The sequence below is a fragment of the Pseudomonas sp. Lb2C2 genome, from assembly GCF_052112205.1.
Classification (GTDB): domain Bacteria; phylum Pseudomonadota; class Gammaproteobacteria; order Pseudomonadales; family Pseudomonadaceae; genus Aquipseudomonas; species Aquipseudomonas kilonensis.
Window position 1 is genome coordinate 200899 of sequence record NZ_JAUTYW010000010.1, and the last position, 16130, is coordinate 217028.

The following is a 16130-nucleotide window of genomic DNA, read 5'->3' on the forward strand; positions in this document are numbered from 1 at the left end:
GGCCTCCAGTGCTACGAGCAGAAATCCAGCGGCAGGCGACGCGGCACGAACTGGCCTTTGCCCAGTTGTTCGGCATCGCGCAGGGTGCGCCAGGTGTAATCCAGCGCCGTCTTGACGGCGCTGGCGAGCTGTTCGCCCTGGGCCAGCCGGCCGGCCAGGGCGCTGGCCAGGGTGCAGCCGGAACCGTGGTAACTGCCGGGCAGGCGCTGGCAGGTAAAGGTTTCGCGCCGGCCATCGCGGCTGTACAGGCGATTATGGACTTCATGTTCGTCGCCGTGACCACCGGTGATCAACAGGTGTTTGACGAAGGGCAGCAGTTTTTCCGCGCACTCGTCGGCGCTGCCCTCGGGCAGTTCGGCGAGGATGCGTGCTTCAGGCAGGTTGGGGGTGGCGATGATTGCCAGGGGCAGCAGGCGCTCGCGCATGGCGTAGCCGACCTCATCCTTGCCCAGGCGCCCGCCACCGCCGGCGCGCAGCACCGGGTCGCAGACCATGGGCAGGTGCGGGTGCGCCTGGAGCAGTTCGACCACAGTGTCGACCATTTCCAGTGAGCCAAGCATCCCCAGCTTGACCGCTGCCACCTGGGCGTCGTTGAGCACGGCATTGGCTTGCGCCAGCACCCACTCTCGGTCGAGCACTCGGAAGTCGCTGACGTTGACGGTGTCTTGCACGGTCAATGCGGTAACGGCAGGAGCGGCATGACAACCCTGGGCAAGCAGGGCTTCGATATCTGCCTGCAAACCGGCGCCACCACTGGGGTCGTGGCCGGAGAGACAGAGGACAACGGGGCGAGAGCTGTAGATATTCATGGTGCGCGAGCTTACCACCAAACCCTTCTGGTCGGCGTGTACCTGTGATGATGGAAGTCATCTGTGGCGAGGGGATTTATCCCCGCTGGGGTGCGAAGCGCCCCCATTCAAACTATCTGATATACCGAGGTGACACTTATTGGGGCTGCTTCGCAGCCCAGCGGGGATAAATCCCCTCGCCACAATAGAACTCGGCGCCTACGAAATTACGACCTGACCAAGGCAACAGCTCTATCTCAAGGCTTTGCTCTGAAACGCCCGTTCTAGAGCCTTCTGTAGGAAAAATTTCAATGGTGCAAATTGGCCATCAGCGGCTATGCTAGACATGGATCCAACTCATAACAGGTAATGCCGGTTTTACGTCTACTCAGGGAATGGGGGGCTTCCTGACTCAACCGGACAGTCCACTCTGGGGCTTAAATGCGCTATTTGCTGATGTTGCTGCTGTGCTTGTCCCCTCTGGCAAGTGCCCTGGAATTCGATGAATTCACTCAAAGCCTGCCCTTGGGCCATGCCCTGCAGGTGTTCGAAGATGCGGACGGCACGGCCACCATTGATGAGGTCCAGGCCCAGGCTGCTGCCGGTGCTTTCAAACCCCACGACAAAGCCACGCTGAACGCCGGTTACTCGCGATCAGCGTTCTGGTTGAAAATCGATCTGCACTATCGCCCCGGCAACCCGGACGCCCAGCGCACCTGGCTGCTGGAGCTGGCGTACCCGCCGCTGGACCACCTCGACTTGTATTTGCCCGATGCGGCAGGGGCCTATCGCCTGGTTCGCCAGACCGGTGATGCGTTGCCGTTCGCCAGCCGCGAGATCCGCCAGAACAACTACCTGTTCAGCCTGGCTTTCAAACCCGAACAACAGCAGACCCTCTACCTGCGCCTGCAAAGCCAGGGTTCGATCCAGGCGCCGCTGACACTGTGGTCGAGCACCGCCTATCTTGAACAACAGCCAGTGCGTTTGTATGTGCTGGGGATCATCTACGGCGTGCTGCTGGGGATGCTGGTCTACAACCTGTTCATCTACCTGAGCGTGCGCGATACCAGCTACCTCTATTACATCTTCTATATTGCCTCGTTCGGCCTGTATCAGTTGTCGGTCAACGGCGCCGCCGTGGAGTACTTCTGGCCGGACAACCCATGGTGGGCCAATGCCGCGACACCGTTCTTCATCGGCTGCGCGGGCCTGTTTGGCAGCCAGTTCGCCCGCAGTTTCCTGCAAACCGCCCAGCATAGCCGTTGGCTGGACCGCTTGCTGCTGGCACTGATCGCCTACAGCGCCGTGGTGGTCGGCCTGTCGCTGATGACCAGTTATGCCCTGGCGCTGCGCCTGGCGACGGTGTTGGCGCTGCTGTTCACGGTGGTGATCTTTGCCGCAGGGTTGTTTGCCTGGTGGCGTGGCCTGCGGGTGGCGCGTTATTTCATCATTGCCTGGTCGGCGTTTCTGCTGGGGGGCATCATCAATACCTTGATGGTGCTGGGTTACCTGCCGAACGTCTTCCTGACCATGTACGCCAGCCAGATCGGCTCGGCCATCGAAGTGGCGCTGTTGTCCCTGGCCCTGGCCGACCGCATCAATGCCATGCGCGAACAGCAGGCCCAGACCCTGTTGGATGCCGGGCAGAAACTCGAAGTGCTCAACCAGCAACTGGCCCACGGCAACAAGCTCAAGGATGAATTCCTCGCCACCCTGACCCATGAACTGCGCACGCCGATGAATGGCGTGATCGGTTCCCTTGAGCTGATGGAAACCGTCGAGATGGACGAGGAACTGACCCAGTATCAACAGACCGCCGCCGGTTCGGCACGGGACATGATGCGCATGGTCAATGGCATCCTCACCCTGACCGAGTTGCAGGCCGGCAAACTCAAGGTCTATCCGGCACCGTTCAGCCTGCGTGGGGTGGTCGATGCGCTGCAGGTGCAGTTCGGCGCCAATGCGGCGGCCAAGGGCCTGGATTTCAAGGTCGACGTGGCCCCGGGCCTGGCGGACCGCTTGCTCGGCGACAGCGGCAAACTGGCCCAGAGCCTGGAATGCCTGCTGGACAACGCCATCAAGTTCACCCGGGTTGGCGGCCTGGCCCTGCGAGTCAGCGGCAGGTCGACGGCGCTTGATCGGCTGGTACTGTCCTTTGCCGTCATCGACACCGGAATCGGTTTTACCGACCTGGGGGAAGCGACCTTGTACCAGCGCTTCTTCCAACTCGACGGCTCGATGACCCGCGAATATGGCGGCCTCGGCGTGGGGCTGGCTATCTGTCGGCAACTGGTGGAACTGCTGGGCGGACGCCTGACCCACACCTCCGAACCCGGTCGTGGCAGCCGTTTCCAGTTGGACGTGGAGTTTGACGTGGCCTTGCCAGCGGCGGTCCCGACGCCGTTTTCCTTCGGTAGCCGCCAAGGCTCGCGCCTGCCGCAGGATTGCACGGTGCTACTGGCCGATGACAACAGCATCGATCAGTTGGTCATGCGCGGCATGTTGCTCAAGCTCGGTTATCGGGTGCGCACCGCCGACAGTGGCCGCGCCGCGCTGGATCTGCTGCACGGCGAGCGCTTTGATGCGGTGCTCCTCGATTGCCAGTCGCCGCCGCTGGACGGCGTGTCGCTCTGCTGCCAGATCCACACCTTGTCCGGCTGCGAGGAACTGCCGGTGCTGGTGGTCAGCCCGAACGTGGGGCGCGAGTGCTGTCCCTCGGGCGCTCAGATCGATTACCTGAACAAACCAGTGAAATTCGAGGCGCTGCAGGCGATGCTCCAGCGCCGGGTGCTTTGCCCGAGGCAGGGTGAAAGCGCCGATATTTAGGCGTGTATGACACTTTGTTCGGCCTGGAGGCGGTGCTTAACTGAGTCCCTGGCCGATCGAGGAGCCCTGTCATGAACCTGCACCAGTTCGCTGAAACCCACGACGTCACCAATCAGCCGCCGTCCCTGGATGGCGCCAACCTGTACCGCATCGACCTGCCGCTGCAGCAGTGGTCGCAGCGCTTTGGGGCGGGTTGGGCACAGGCACGGATCGATGCGTATGGGGCGCTGGCCGGCGGGCCGTTGATGGAAGCGGGCTTCCTGGCCAACCAGAACAAGCCGGTGTTCTCCAGCCATGACCGTTACGGCCATCGCGTCGACCTGGTGGAATTCCATCCGGCTTATCACCAGTTGATGCGCACCGCCGTCGAGCACGGCCTGCCCAGTTTGCCCTGGGCGCATCCGCAGCCCGGCGCGCATGTCGCCCGTGCCTCGATGACCTATCTGCACAGCCAGGCCGAAGCCGGCACCGGCTGCCCGCTGACCATGACCTTCGCCAGCGTACCGGCGCTGCGCTTGCAGCCGGACCTGGCCGAGCGCTGGCTGCCCAAGGTGCTTGCCACCGAGTACGACCCGCGCAACGTCGGCATGGCCCACAAGGCCGGGGTGACCCTGGGCATGGCGATGACCGAAAAACAGGGCGGCACCGATGTGCGAGCCAACACCACCAAGGCCTATCCGGTGGGCGCCAGCGGCCCGGGCCAGGCCTATGAACTGGTGGGCCACAAATGGTTCTGTTCGGCGCCGATGTGCGACGCCTTCCTCACTTTGGCCCAGACCGACAAAGGCCTGACCTGTTTCCTGCTGCCGCGCCATCGCCCCGACGACACCCGCAATCAGTTCTACATCCAACGGCTGAAGAACAAGCTGGGCAACTGTTCCAACGCCTCCAGCGAAGTCGAGTTCCGTGGCGCACTGGCCTGGATGGTCGGTGAAGAAGGGAGGGGCGTACCGACGATTATCGAGATGGTCGCCATGACCCGTTTCGATTGCATGGTCGGCTCCAGTGCCCTGATGCGCCAGGCGCTGACCCAGGCCAGTCATCACTGCGCGCACCGCAAGGTCGGTGGCAAGTTGTTGAGCGAACAGCCGCTGATGCAAAACGTCCTGGCTGACCTGGCGCTGGAAAGCGAGGCTGCGCTGGCCTTGAGCTTGCGCATGGGCCGGGCGCTGGATCACTTGAATGACGAGCACGAGGCCAAGTTCGCCCGGCTGGTGACGGCGGTGGGCAAGTACTGGATCTGCAAGCGCGCCCCCGCGATGATCAACGAAGCCGCCGAATGCATGGGCGGTGCCGGCTACGTCGAAGACAGCATCCTGCCGCGCCTGTACCGCGAAGCACCGGTCAACTCGACGTGGGAAGGCTCCGGCAACGTGCAATGCCTGGATGTACTGCGCGCCTTGTCCAAGGAACCCGGTGTGTTGGAGGTCTTGTTCAGCGAATTGGGCGACGGCCACGGCGACAAGCGCCTGGCTGGACACATCCACCAATTGCACGCCGCGTTCAAGGACACCGACGACATCCAGTACCGCGCCCGGCAATTGACCGAAGACATCGCCGTCGGCCTGCAAGCCAAGCTGTTGCTCGAGGCGGGCAACAGTGATGTCAGCGATGCCTTCATCGCCAGTCGCCTGGGTTCGGCCGGCCGGGTGTACGGTGCCTTGCCTCGGGGCTTGAATGTCGAGGCGATCGTCGCCCGCTCCACCCCGCACGGCTTTTAGAAACAACACATACCCCTGTGGGAGCGAGCTTGCTCGCGAAGGCGTCGGAACATCCAACATTTGTGGTGGCTGACACACTGCCATCGCGAGCAAGCTCGCTCCCACAGGGGCTTTATGGAGTCTCGGTCACTACGCCACTGTTCCCGTCGGGCGGCGATGCAGGCAAGATGAAGGCCTGCAAGTCAGAACACAGGAAGCTGATCGTGACCGAAGCGTTTATTGTCGTTCAAACCGCCGAACAAGCCGTGGATCGTCTGGCGGCCCTGCACGAGCGTGCGACCACCGCGTTGAACCAGGCGCTGATGCGTTATCTCAAGGACCGCGTCGAGCCGGATGCCGAGCAGCGTGCGTTGTTTCGTTATCCCGCCTTGCGCCTGACCTATCACTGCCACGGCGAAGTCCCGCAAACCACGCGTGCCTATGCCAAGGTCCAGTTGCCCGGCACCTATAGCGTCACCGTCACCCATCCCGCGGCCTTCCGTAAATACCTGCTGGAACAGCTGGTCCCGCTGATGCACGACTTTACCGTCACCGTGGAAGTGGGCGTCAGTGAGCAGAACATTCCGTACCCGTACGTGGTGGAGCAGGGCGACGAACTGGCAGGCTCCGGCGTGACCGCCGCCGTGCTGGCACGGGTCTTCCCCAGCACCGACCTGTCGGCCGCCACCGATGGCATCGCCGATGGCCTCTATGACTGGGAAAACACCGACCCGCTGCCCTTGGCGCTGTTCGACGCGGCGCGGGTGGATTTTTCCCTGCGCCGGCTGGTGCATTACACCGGCAGCGACTGGCGCCATGTGCAGCCGTGGATCCTGCTGACCAACTACCACCGCTATGTCGACCAGTTCATTGTCCATGGCCTGGAGCAACTGCGCAGCGACCCGCGCTTTGTGCGCATGGTCTTGCCGGGCAATGTGATCATCGACAAGAACATGGAGCACAGCGAAGCGTCGGCCATCGCCGCCGGCGTGGTCTGGCATCGCTACCAGATGCCGGCCTATCACCTGCAGACCAATGATGGCCATGGCGTGACCCTAGTGAACATCGGTGTCGGTCCCTCCAACGCCAAGAACATCACCGACCACCTGGCTGTGCTGCGCCCGCATTGCTGGCTGATGATCGGCCACTGCGGCGGGCTGCGGCAGTCCCAGACCATCGGTGACTACGTGCTGGCCCACGCCTACATGCGTCGCGACGGGATCCTCGACCGGGTGGTGCCGCCGAACATTCCGATTCCGGCCTTGGCCGAAGTGCAGATGGCGCTTCAACAGGCCGCGGCGAACATCACTGGCGAAAAGGGCGATGAGCTGAAAAAACGCCTGCGTACCGGGACCGTGCTGACTTACGACGACCGCAACTGGGAACTGCGCTGGGCCCAGGAGCGTCCGCTGATCAACTTGTCCCGCGCGGTGGCGGTGGACATGGAAAGCGGCACCATCGCCGCCCAGGGTTATCGCCTGCGGGTGCCTTATGGCACGTTGCTTTGCGTTTCGGACAAACCGCTGCACAGCGAGATCAAGCTGCCGGGTTCGGCCAACGCGTTCTATGAGCGAGCGGTCAACCAGCACCTGAAGATCGGCATCGAGGCGTTGGATCTGTTGCGCACCGAACTCAACTCGTTGCATTCGCGCAAGTTGCGCAGCTTCGACGAGCCGCCGTTCCGCTGATGCCACGTTGAAGGGGATGGTGGTTATTTAACGGTCGGGCCACTAGCATGGTCGGCCCTGACCGTTAGATGTTGTATTCGCCATGCCCCGTCCTCCACGCCCTGCTTCCCGTCGCCCTGGCGCGAAGCTTCCAGCCTCCGCGCCGCGCCGCGTGGCCAAGGCCCCGCCGGCCGAGTCGAAGCTGATTCTGTTCAACAAACCTTTCGATGTGCTGACGCAATTCAGTGACGGTGAAGGGCGGGCGACACTCAAGGATTTTATCGACGTACCGGGCATCTACCCGGCCGGACGGCTGGATCGCGACAGCGAAGGCTTGCTGTTGCTGACCAACGATGGGCAGTTGCAGGCGCGGATTGCCGACCCCAAGCACAAGCTGGCCAAGACCTATTGGGTGCAGGTGGAGGGCGAGCCGAGCGCTGAACAGTTGCAACGTTTGCGCGACGGCGTGGAGTTGAACGACGGCATGACGTTGCCGGCCGAGGCGCGCCAATTGGAAGAACCGCAATTGTGGCCGCGCAACCCGCCGGTGCGTTTTCGTAAAAGCGTGCCCACGAGCTGGCTGGAATTGGTGATACGCGAAGGGCGCAACCGCCAGGTGCGACGCATGACCGCCGCCGTGGGCTTGCCGACCTTGCGCCTGGTGCGGGTCAGGATCGGCGACTGGACGATCGAGGGGCTCGATCAGGGCCAGTGGAAAGAAGTGCCGGCGCGCTTATAACGTCCCGGATTCGATCAGGCCGATCACCACGCTCTTGATAACGAACGCCGCCACGCCGAGGCCCAGCACGAAAAACAGGATGAACGAGCCGAAACGCCCGGCCTTGGACTTCTTCGCCAGGTCCCAGACGATGAAACCCATGAAAATGATCAGGATGCTGACCAGGCCGGTCATCATCCACTCTTCGAAAACAGCAGGATCCATCAGGACACTCCGGCGTGGACGGGGTTGAAAAGGCGCGGCGAGTATAAGGCATGGGGGGCGGGCGGTGGATTGGCCTGCGGCGGTGTGTCGCAGCTATTCATCGGCTGGGCTGACGCCATCGCGAGCAAGCTCGCTCCCACAGTGGATCTGTGTCAGGGCGCAATTCCTTGTGGGAGCGAGCTTGCTCGCGATGGCGGTTTCAGTTACGCAGATGAGTCAACGGCAGTTCGGTGCTGTTAAGCACCTGGTTCAGCACAAAACTCGAACGCACGCTGGTAACGCCATCGATCCGGGTCAGGTGCCCCAGCAGCAGTTTCTGGTAATGGTCCATGTCCGGCACCACGACCTTGAGTTGGTAGTCGGCGTCCATGCCGGTGACCAGGCTGCACTCCAGCACTTGCGGCAGGTTGCGGATGGCAGCTTCGAAGTTTTCGAAACGCTCGGGTGTGTGGCGGTCCATGCCGATCAGCACGTACGCCGTCAGGCTCAGGCCCAGCAGCTTGCGGTCGAGCAGGGCGACCTGGCGGGTAATGTAGCCGTCATCTTCCAGCTGCTTGACCCGTCGCGAGCAGGGGGAGGGCGACAGGCCGATGCGTTCGGCCAGTTCCTGGTTGGAGATGCGCGCGTCGCGCTGCAATTCCGCCAGAATACTCAGGTCGTAACGGTCAAGTTTGCTCATCGGTCGGGCCTTTATCTTGATAATTGCGGCAGATTATCTATCTAGGGTTAAAAATTGCGCAAGTGATGTTTATTTCCGCAATCTTCGCAATCATCTGTCGGCGCCCCAGGCTTATGCTTACCACCAAGATCACTGCTCGGACAAACAGTCCAATGCGGCCCGCCCGATCAGGCCGGCTGCGGTCGCAGTACCCACCGGTACTGGCAGACCCCCGAGCTGCACACTGTCCAGAAGACGGCGTGAGGTGAGCCGACGTCATAAGCGTCGAGCACGGACGAAATTCTCAAGGGGAGGCCGACGGGTCTCCCTTTTTTAATGCCTGCGAAATAAACCCCGTGGCTGATAACCTGTCGCAGAACCGGCCTGGGCTTTTCCAGTCTTATCATCAGGCCCTGAACCGTTGTGAGGAATTTCATGAAGTCGCGCATCTGGCGTTTGGCAGGTGTTGGTCTGTTGTGGGCAAGTGTCAGTGCGCAGGGAATGGCCGACGATCAGCAAAACCGTGGCGGTCCGGACGGCGGTCGCGGGCAGGATGGGCGCGGCGGCAACGGCCAGGGTTATTCGGGCCAGCCGCGGCCGCAGAGCAACGAAATCATTCGCGGCGACAACAGTCGTCAGTTCGAGGTCAAGCCGCAGAATCCAGGCGCACAGCATTACGATCGTCCTGCGCAGGACCCTAACGCCCACGGTCGCCCGCCGCAGCCGCAACCCGGTAACAACCTGCCGATCCAGGGCCGGCCCGACAGCGTGAGCCAGACTCGGGAACCGCAACCGGGGTACTACCGCGACATTCCTCGTCGCAGCGATGGTTATCCGAGCGGCGGGCCACGCCCAAGTCATGACAACCGTCCCGAACAGCATTGGCCCGGTCGGCCGGACGGCCATGGCAACGGCTGGGGCCCGGGGCCGCAATACCGCCCGGGTTATGTGATCGACCGTTTCCCGGATCGCAACTACCGCGTGCCCTATCGCGGCCAGGATTACTTCTATTCGGGTGGCTACTGGTATCGCCCGCAAGGGCCGCGTTATGTCGTGGTCGCACCGCCGCGGGGCATCCGTACCCGTTACCTGCCCGATTACGCCAGGGAAGTGTGGATCGGCAGTTCACTGTTCTTTCTCGCCGCCGGCGCCTATTACATCTACGAAGCCAATACTCAGGATTACGTTGTGGTCGAGCCGCCCGTGGCCAACCCGCAACCTCAACCCCAGGGCAACAGCTTTGACGTGGTGGCCTATCCGGCCAACGGCCAGTCGCCCGAGCAGGTCAACCAGGATGGCTACGACTGCTATCGCTGGGCCGTGCAGCAGAGTGGTTTCGACCCGCGCAACTACACCTACCCTCCGGCACCGGAAGTGGTGCAGACCTATCGCCAGGCCCAGGGCAGTTGCTTGAGCAGTCGTGGGTATCAGGTGACGTACTGAGTCTGGTAGCACGCCAGGATTGAGACCTGCTCTTGTGGCGAGGGGATTTATCCCCGCTGGGCTGCGGAGCAGTTCTCAGGTTTCACAACTCGGTGTGCTAGAAAGGTGGAGTCGCTGCTTTTGGGACTGCTTCGCAGTCCAGCGGGGATAAATCCCCTCGCCACAGGCTGGTGGACCCTAAGTGCTGGCGCGCTGCACCACTTCCGACGGATCGGCATGCACCAGCACTTCGGCCTTCGGATAGGCATGATGGATCGCATCGGCGGCCTGGTCGCTGATGCCGTGGGCCACTGACAGGGTCAATTCCCCCGGCAACTCCAGGTGCAGTTGCACGAACCAGTGGTTGCCGGAGATCCGCGTGCGCAGGTCATGGGCACCGAGCACGCCGGGCACGGCGCAGGCCAGTTCCAGCATGTGCTGGCTGACGTCGGGCGGCAGTTCCTGGTCCATCAGCACCGCGAAGCTTTCCCGGGCGATCTGGACGGCGCTCCACAGAATGTAAATGGCGATCCCCAGGCCGAACCAGGCGTCGAGCTGATACCAGCCGAATCCGGCCAGCACCAGTGCCACCAGGATGCTGCCGTTGAGCAACAAGTCAGAGCGATAGTGCAGCGAGTCGGCGCGCACGGCGTTGGAGCCGGTGGCGCGGATGACCCGATGCTGCAACGCCAGCAGCGCCAGGGTCAGCCCGAGGGAAAACACGATCACGCCGACGCTGAGCCAGGGCGCGTCCACCGGCACCGGGTTTTTCAGCCGCTCGAAAGCCTGCAAGGCGATCAATACCGCACTGCCGCCGATAAACAGCGCCTGGGCCATGCCGGCCAGGGATTCGGCCTTGCCATGACCGTAGCGATGGTCATCGTCGGCGGGGCGCAGGGCGTAATGCACCGCCAGCAGATTGAGCAGCGAGGTGACGCCGTCCAATGCCGAGTCGGTCAGGCCGGCAAGCATGCTCACCGAGCCGCTCAGCCACCAGGCCAGGGCCTTGGCGACGACCAGGACAAGCGCCACGGCCACCGACGCTCGGGTGGCCAGGCGCAGCAGACGGGCGTGTTCGGTGCTGGTGGTCATGGCGCGGTCGTTCCTTCAATAGCGCTTGTCATGCGGCGGGTTTGAGACCCAGGGCAGCCAGTTGTTGTGCGCTGCCCTTGTGTTGGATCAGCCGAGGATCGTCCAGCGGGAAGCTGCGACCCAGTTCGCGTTCCAGGATCGCCTGCAGCATTTGGTTATTGACCGTGCCGTCGGGGTTGATGGCCGGCTTGAGTTTCTCTGGCTCGATCTGGACGCTTCGGCCCGGCTCGAAATAAATGGCGCCAGTGGCAAAGTCCACGGCGAACGCGATCAGGCCGGGGATGATGTAGAACAGCAGGCCGACGGCATCGAGCGCGGCAATCGCCGGGTCGATCTTGCCATCGATCTGGCCGCGACGGTCCGGGTAGAAGATCGAGCCGCAGGCGCTGATTTGAGTCAGCAGGGCGGCGACCAGGACGCCACCTATCACGCGAAAGGGAATACGCATAGCAATCTCCTGAACAGGTAAAGGCGTTGCTGGTTGGAGTCCAGACCACGCTAAACAGTTCGCCGTTATACTCGGCCCTCTGTTTTGGAGCCAGCATGATTTCTTTGCCGATTGATGAAGTTTTACCCGCCCTGCGTCATGCCTTGGCATCGCGCCACGAAGCCGTGCTCGAAGCGCCGCCCGGTGCCGGTAAAACCACCCGTGTTCCCCTGGCCTTGCTGAACGAGCCCTGGCTGGCCGGGCAGACCATCCTGATGCTCGAACCCCGGCGCCTGGCGGCACGGGCGGCGGCCGAGCGGCTGGCCAGCGAACTGGGGGAAAAGGTCGGTGAAACCGTCGGCTACCGGATTCGCCTCGACAGCAAGGTCGGGCCCAAGACCCGCATTGAAGTGGTCACCGAAGGCATCCTTACCCGGCGCTTGCAGGACGATCCGGCGCTGGAAGGCGTGGGGCTGCTGATTTTCGATGAATTCCACGAACGCAGTCTCGACGCCGACCTGGCCCTGGCCTTGAGCCTCAACGGTCGGGAGCTGTTTCGCGAAGACCAGCCACTGAAGATCCTGCTGATGTCCGCCACCCTGGAAGGTGAACGCCTGGCCGGGTTGCTGGACAACGCGCCGATCCTGCGCAGCGAAGGCCGCATGTTCCCGGTGACGGTGCGCTGGGGCCGGCCGTTCCAGCCCGGCGAGTTCATCGAGCCGCGGCTGGTGCAGACCGTGCTGGAAGCTCTGCATGATGAAACCGGCAGCGTCTTGGTGTTCTTGCCCGGGCAGGCCGAGATCCGCCGGGTTCATCAGCAACTGGCCGAGGCCCTGGGCGAGGGCGGCAAGGTGTTGCTCTGTCCGCTGCACGGTGAACTGGACCTCGCTGCCCAGCGCGCTGCCATCGACCCCGCGCCGCCCGGCCAGCGCAAAGTGGTGCTGGCCACTAACATCGCCGAAACCAGCCTGACCATCAACGGCGTACGAGTGGTGATCGACGCCGGACTGGCCCGGGTGCCGCGTTTCGACCCGGGCAGCGGCATGACCCGGCTCGACACCCAGCGCATTTCCCGAGCCAGCGCCACCCAGCGGGCCGGTCGGGCCGGGCGTCTGGAACCGGGGGTGTGTTACCGGTTGTGGTCCGAAGACCAGCATGAACAATTGGCCGCTTACGGCAGCGCGGAGATTCTGTCGGCGGACCTGGCCGGGTTGGCCCTGCAATTGGGGCGCTGGGGCGTGACGCCGTCGCAACTGGTCTGGCTCGATGTTCCGCCCTCCGCAGCGTATGCCCAGGCCCAGGATCTGCTGCAACGCCTGGGCGCGTTGGAGGGCGAGCAACTGACCCGTCACGGGCAGGCCATGGCTGAACTGCCGGCCCACCCGCGTATCGCCCATCTGCTGTTGCGCGGCCAGGCGCTGGGGCTGGCGGACATGGCCTGCAACGTCGCCGCGCTGTTGGGCGAGCGCGATATTCTGCGTGGCGCCGGCGCGGACCTGCACACTCGCCTGGCCTTGCTGTCCGGCGAAGAGCGAGCAGCGCGCGGCGCCCAGGGTGGGGTGCAGCGGGCGCGACAACTGGCCCGGCAATATCGCGGCTACCTGCGGGGCAAGACCGAAGAAGCCGTGGTCGATCCCGATCATCCGCGCTGGCTCGGCGCGTTGCTGGCCTTGGCTTACCCGGACCGCGTTGCCCAGCAGCGCCGGCCCGGCGGTGCGGAGTATCGCCTGGCGAATGGGCGTGCGGCGCTGTTTGCCGAGGCTGACAGCCTGATGAAACAAACGTGGCTGGTGATCGCCGACCTAGGCAGCCGCCAGGGCCAGCGGGAAGAGCGGATCTACCTGGCGACGGATTTCGACCCGGCGCTGTTCGATTCGGTATTGGCCGAACAAGTACGCGTTGTGGATCAACTGGATTGGGACGAGCGTGAAGGCGTGCTGCGCGCCGAGCGCCAGCGCAAGGTCGGCGAACTGGTGCTCAGCCGCGAACCGCTGACCGGCCTGGATGAGTCGGCCCGTAGCCAGGCCCTGGTGAACCTGGTGCGGCGCAAGGGCTTGGAATTATTGCCCTGGACCCCGGAACTGCGGCAATGGCAGGCGCGGGTGGCGCTGCTGCGGCGCCTGGATCTGGACGCCAAGGGCGAGAGCGAATGGCCGGACGTCAGCGATGGCGCCTTGCTGGACAACCTAGAGCATTGGTTGATGCCGTATCTGGGCCGAGTCTCGCGCCTCAGCCATTTTGCCAACCTGGATTTGTCGAGCATCGTTCACAACCTGTTGCCCTGGCCCCTGCCGCAACGCTTGGATGAACTGGCGCCGCACCATTTGAGCGTGCCCTCGGGCTCGTCGATTCGCCTGGACTACAGCGAGCATCCGCCGATCCTGGCAGTGCGCTTGCAGGAACTCTTCGGCCTGGCCGACACCCCGCGCATCGCTGGTGGGCGGCAGGTGGTCAAGCTGCACCTGCTGTCCCCGGCGCGCCGACCGGTGCAGGTCACCCAGGACCTGGCGAACTTCTGGCGCAGCACCTATGCCGAGGTGAAGAAGGACCTCAAGGGGCGCTATCCCAAACATTACTGGCCGGACGACCCGCTGGTGGCGGAAGCGACGGCGCGGGTCAAGCCGCGTAAGTGAGCTGATTCCGATCCACCCCCAAACCCCTGTGGGAGCGAGCTTGCTCGCGATGGCGATGTGTCAGCTGATAGTCATGTTGCTGATCCGCCGCTATCGCGGGCAAGCTCGCTCCCACATGTGTTCGGTGGTGAGCCCGTTAAGGCGTAGCCGGCAACAAAAACCGCGCAATCACCGGCAAATGATCGGAGATGCGCAAGGTGTCGTCCTGCCTTACCTGGGCCTGGACCCGTTTGATTCGTGGGCTGTAGAACAGGTAGTCGACGGTGCGGTCGGGGCCGTTGAGGCCAGGGTCGTTCGGGTAGTGGGTCAGCCAGTGTCCGCGGTCGATGCCGCTGGCCTCGTTGTTGGTGGGGATCATCGGGTATTTGTCCCACAGCAGATGCAGGGGGCTGTCGGCGGCGTAGGGCGTGCGTTGCTCGGACGGCAGGCGCCGGTACTGGCCCAGGGGCAGCAGGTTGAAGTCGCCGCCGATCAGCCAGGGCGTGCCTGCGGATTCGAATTTATCCAGTGCCTTGGCTACGGCGGTGATTTGCTTGGGTAGGGTTTCGTCCGGCTCGGTGGCCCGTTCCAGATGCGTGTTGAGCACCGCCAACTGGCCGCCATCGCTCAGCGGCAGGTAGCTGACCAATAAGGCATTCTTCGGCTGGAACTGACGGCTGATAACGTTGGCGTCGGCCACCGGCAGTTGTACCCGTTCGGCACGGTCGATGCGGTAGCGACTCAGGGTCGCCAGTTGCCGGCCGACGCTGCCGAAGATGTGCGGGTCGGGGATGAAGTCGGCCTTCCAGTCGAAGGCGCTGGTGCCGCACGGATAGAGGTCGGCCAGCCGTTCCTGCAACAGCTTGAGCTGGTCCTGGTAATCGCTGGCCTTGGCGCCCTTGTCCAGTTCCTGGAGCAACACGATGTCCGGTTGTTCGTCGCGGATGACCCGGGCCACTTCGTCGAGGCTGAAGGCCATGTCTTCCAGGGTCGGGCTTTCATCGTCGCCCTGGGCCAGGTCGTTCCAGAACACGTAGCGCTTGCCGGCGAGGAACTGCACGTTCCAGGTCATCACCTTCAAGGCCTGGCCAGGCACCAGGGGGGCTGCGTTGGCGGCGCAACTGACCGGCATGCTTTCCCGGGGCTGTGGCCGCCAGGTCAGGGCGTAGATCGACAGGGCGGCCAGGCTGAGGATCAACAGCAGGCCCAGCAAGGTGTGGCGCAGTAGACGGGTCATGGCTCAGGCTTTTCTGCAATCAACATGAACATTCGGAACAGCACGACAGTGGTGAACAATTGCAGAAAACTGTGGATGCTGTCGATCAGCAAGCTGACCAAAGGATTTTGCGGCGGCGGATACACCGAGACGCTGGCGCCCTTGAGCAGCCACAGCGGGACCATCACGGCCAGGATGCACAGCAGGATTCGCCAGAAATGACCTCGACTCAAGCGCGCGCTTTCCTTCATCGCGGCCAGTGGCGCCAAGCCCTTCAATACCAGCAGGTACTCACCGAAAGCCAGGACGACCATCAGCCATAGCCCTGGCAGGAAATACAACGAGATGCCGATCAGGATCAGCAGAGTATTGAGCGCGGTCAGCAAGGCGAAGCGTGGCCACTGGAGGAGGGCGGCGGCGAGCAAATCGCGGGCGCGGGGGGCTTCGCCACGACTGCGGGCATCGAGAAACAGAATCAAAGCCGCGGTGTACAGCGGGTACACCAATAGCCCGACGATCACGCTGTAGCCGGAAAAGCCGTCGGCCCCGACGGCGCTGTCCACCCCCTGCTGCAGCACCGCTTCGAGTATCACCAGCGGCAAGCACAACTGGGCGATCCGGCCCAGATGGCGCTTGAAAAAATACAAAGAGTCACGCAGTACTTCTAACGGATTCATGGGTCGGTATCGCAGTTCGAAAAAGCGGTCCGACACTTTACCCATCAGGTGACCGCAGAAACAAACGTAAACATCAGGTAAAGACCATTGAAAGCTTTTCGA

At 63.1% G+C, this 16130-nt stretch carries 13 protein-coding genes; 6 read left to right on the top strand and 7 right to left on the bottom strand.

The genetic code is table 11. The features are described from left to right. Window positions 1–11: 11 nt before the first annotated feature. Window positions 12–809 carry a hydroxymethylpyrimidine/phosphomethylpyrimidine kinase gene (locus tag Q7F16_RS26970; RefSeq protein ID WP_024616125.1) on the bottom strand — a complete coding sequence of 266 codons (798 nt, stop codon included), beginning with the start codon at window positions 807–809 and terminating at the stop codon, window positions 12–14. Between the two features lie 420 nt (window positions 810–1229). Here Q7F16_RS26970 and Q7F16_RS26975 point away from each other — a divergent pair, with 420 nt between their 5' ends. The 4 genes from Q7F16_RS26975 to Q7F16_RS26990 all read left to right on the top strand — a co-directional run bounded on the left by Q7F16_RS26975 (window position 1230) and on the right by Q7F16_RS26990 (window position 7720). Then, a complete protein-coding gene (locus Q7F16_RS26975; RefSeq protein WP_409557236.1) occupies window positions 1230–3614 on the top strand; it encodes a hybrid sensor histidine kinase/response regulator in 2385 nt (794 codons plus the stop codon). A gap of 71 nt (window positions 3615–3685) precedes the next feature. Further along, complete coding sequence (locus tag Q7F16_RS26980) at window positions 3686–5335, top strand: acyl-CoA dehydrogenase family protein (protein ID WP_409557237.1); 1650 nt, start codon at window positions 3686–3688, stop codon at window positions 5333–5335. 167 nt (window positions 5336–5502) lie between these two features. Further along, a complete protein-coding gene (amn, locus tag Q7F16_RS26985) occupies window positions 5503–7002 on the top strand; it encodes an AMP nucleosidase (RefSeq protein ID WP_161796662.1) in 1500 nt (499 codons plus the stop codon). Window positions 7003–7153: 151 nt separating this feature from the next. Then, a complete protein-coding gene (locus Q7F16_RS26990) occupies window positions 7154–7720 on the top strand; it encodes a pseudouridine synthase (protein ID WP_161798368.1) in 567 nt (188 codons plus the stop codon). On the opposite strand, the gene Q7F16_RS26995 is transcribed toward Q7F16_RS26990, so the two are convergent. Both Q7F16_RS26995 and Q7F16_RS27000 read right to left on the bottom strand, forming a co-directional pair. Then, window positions 7715–7924 (bottom strand): DUF2788 domain-containing protein, encoded by a 210-nt coding sequence (locus Q7F16_RS26995; RefSeq protein WP_007937369.1) that lies wholly within the window; start codon window positions 7922–7924, stop codon window positions 7715–7717. The genes Q7F16_RS26990 and Q7F16_RS26995 overlap by 6 nt on opposite strands. Before the next feature lie 199 nt (window positions 7925–8123). Continuing rightward, window positions 8124–8603, bottom strand: coding sequence for an Lrp/AsnC family transcriptional regulator (locus Q7F16_RS27000; RefSeq protein WP_003205850.1), 480 nt, complete (start codon window positions 8601–8603; stop codon window positions 8124–8126). A gap of 414 nt (window positions 8604–9017) precedes the next feature. Here Q7F16_RS27000 and Q7F16_RS27005 point away from each other — a divergent pair, with 414 nt between their 5' ends. Beyond that, window positions 9018–10025 carry a DUF6515 family protein gene (locus Q7F16_RS27005; RefSeq protein WP_046065204.1) on the top strand — a complete coding sequence of 336 codons (1008 nt, stop codon included), beginning with the start codon at window positions 9018–9020 and terminating at the stop codon, window positions 10023–10025. 177 nt (window positions 10026–10202) lie between these two features. Here Q7F16_RS27005 and Q7F16_RS27010 read toward each other — a convergent pair whose 3' ends face one another. Continuing rightward, window positions 10203–11096 (bottom strand): cation diffusion facilitator family transporter, encoded by an 894-nt coding sequence (locus Q7F16_RS27010; protein WP_053182069.1) that lies wholly within the window; start codon window positions 11094–11096, stop codon window positions 10203–10205. A gap of 28 nt (window positions 11097–11124) precedes the next feature. Further along, a complete protein-coding gene (locus Q7F16_RS27015; protein WP_046065202.1) occupies window positions 11125–11544 on the bottom strand; it encodes a hypothetical protein in 420 nt (139 codons plus the stop codon). A 95-nt stretch (window positions 11545–11639) separates the two neighbouring features. On the opposite strand from Q7F16_RS27015, the gene hrpB reads away from it, so the two are divergent. Further along, window positions 11640–14156, top strand: coding sequence for an ATP-dependent helicase HrpB (hrpB, locus tag Q7F16_RS27020; RefSeq protein WP_409557238.1), 2517 nt, complete (start codon window positions 11640–11642; stop codon window positions 14154–14156). A gap of 136 nt (window positions 14157–14292) precedes the next feature. On the opposite strand, the gene Q7F16_RS27025 is transcribed toward hrpB, so the two are convergent. Further along, a complete protein-coding gene (locus Q7F16_RS27025) occupies window positions 14293–15372 on the bottom strand; it encodes an endonuclease/exonuclease/phosphatase family protein (protein ID WP_409557239.1) in 1080 nt (359 codons plus the stop codon). Continuing rightward, window positions 15369–16028: a YciC family protein gene (locus tag Q7F16_RS27030; protein WP_024618231.1), complete on the bottom strand. Its 660-nt coding sequence runs from the start codon at window positions 16026–16028 to the stop codon at window positions 15369–15371. The genes Q7F16_RS27025 and Q7F16_RS27030 overlap by 4 nt, the downstream gene beginning before the upstream one ends. Window positions 16029–16130 lie beyond the last annotated feature (102 nt).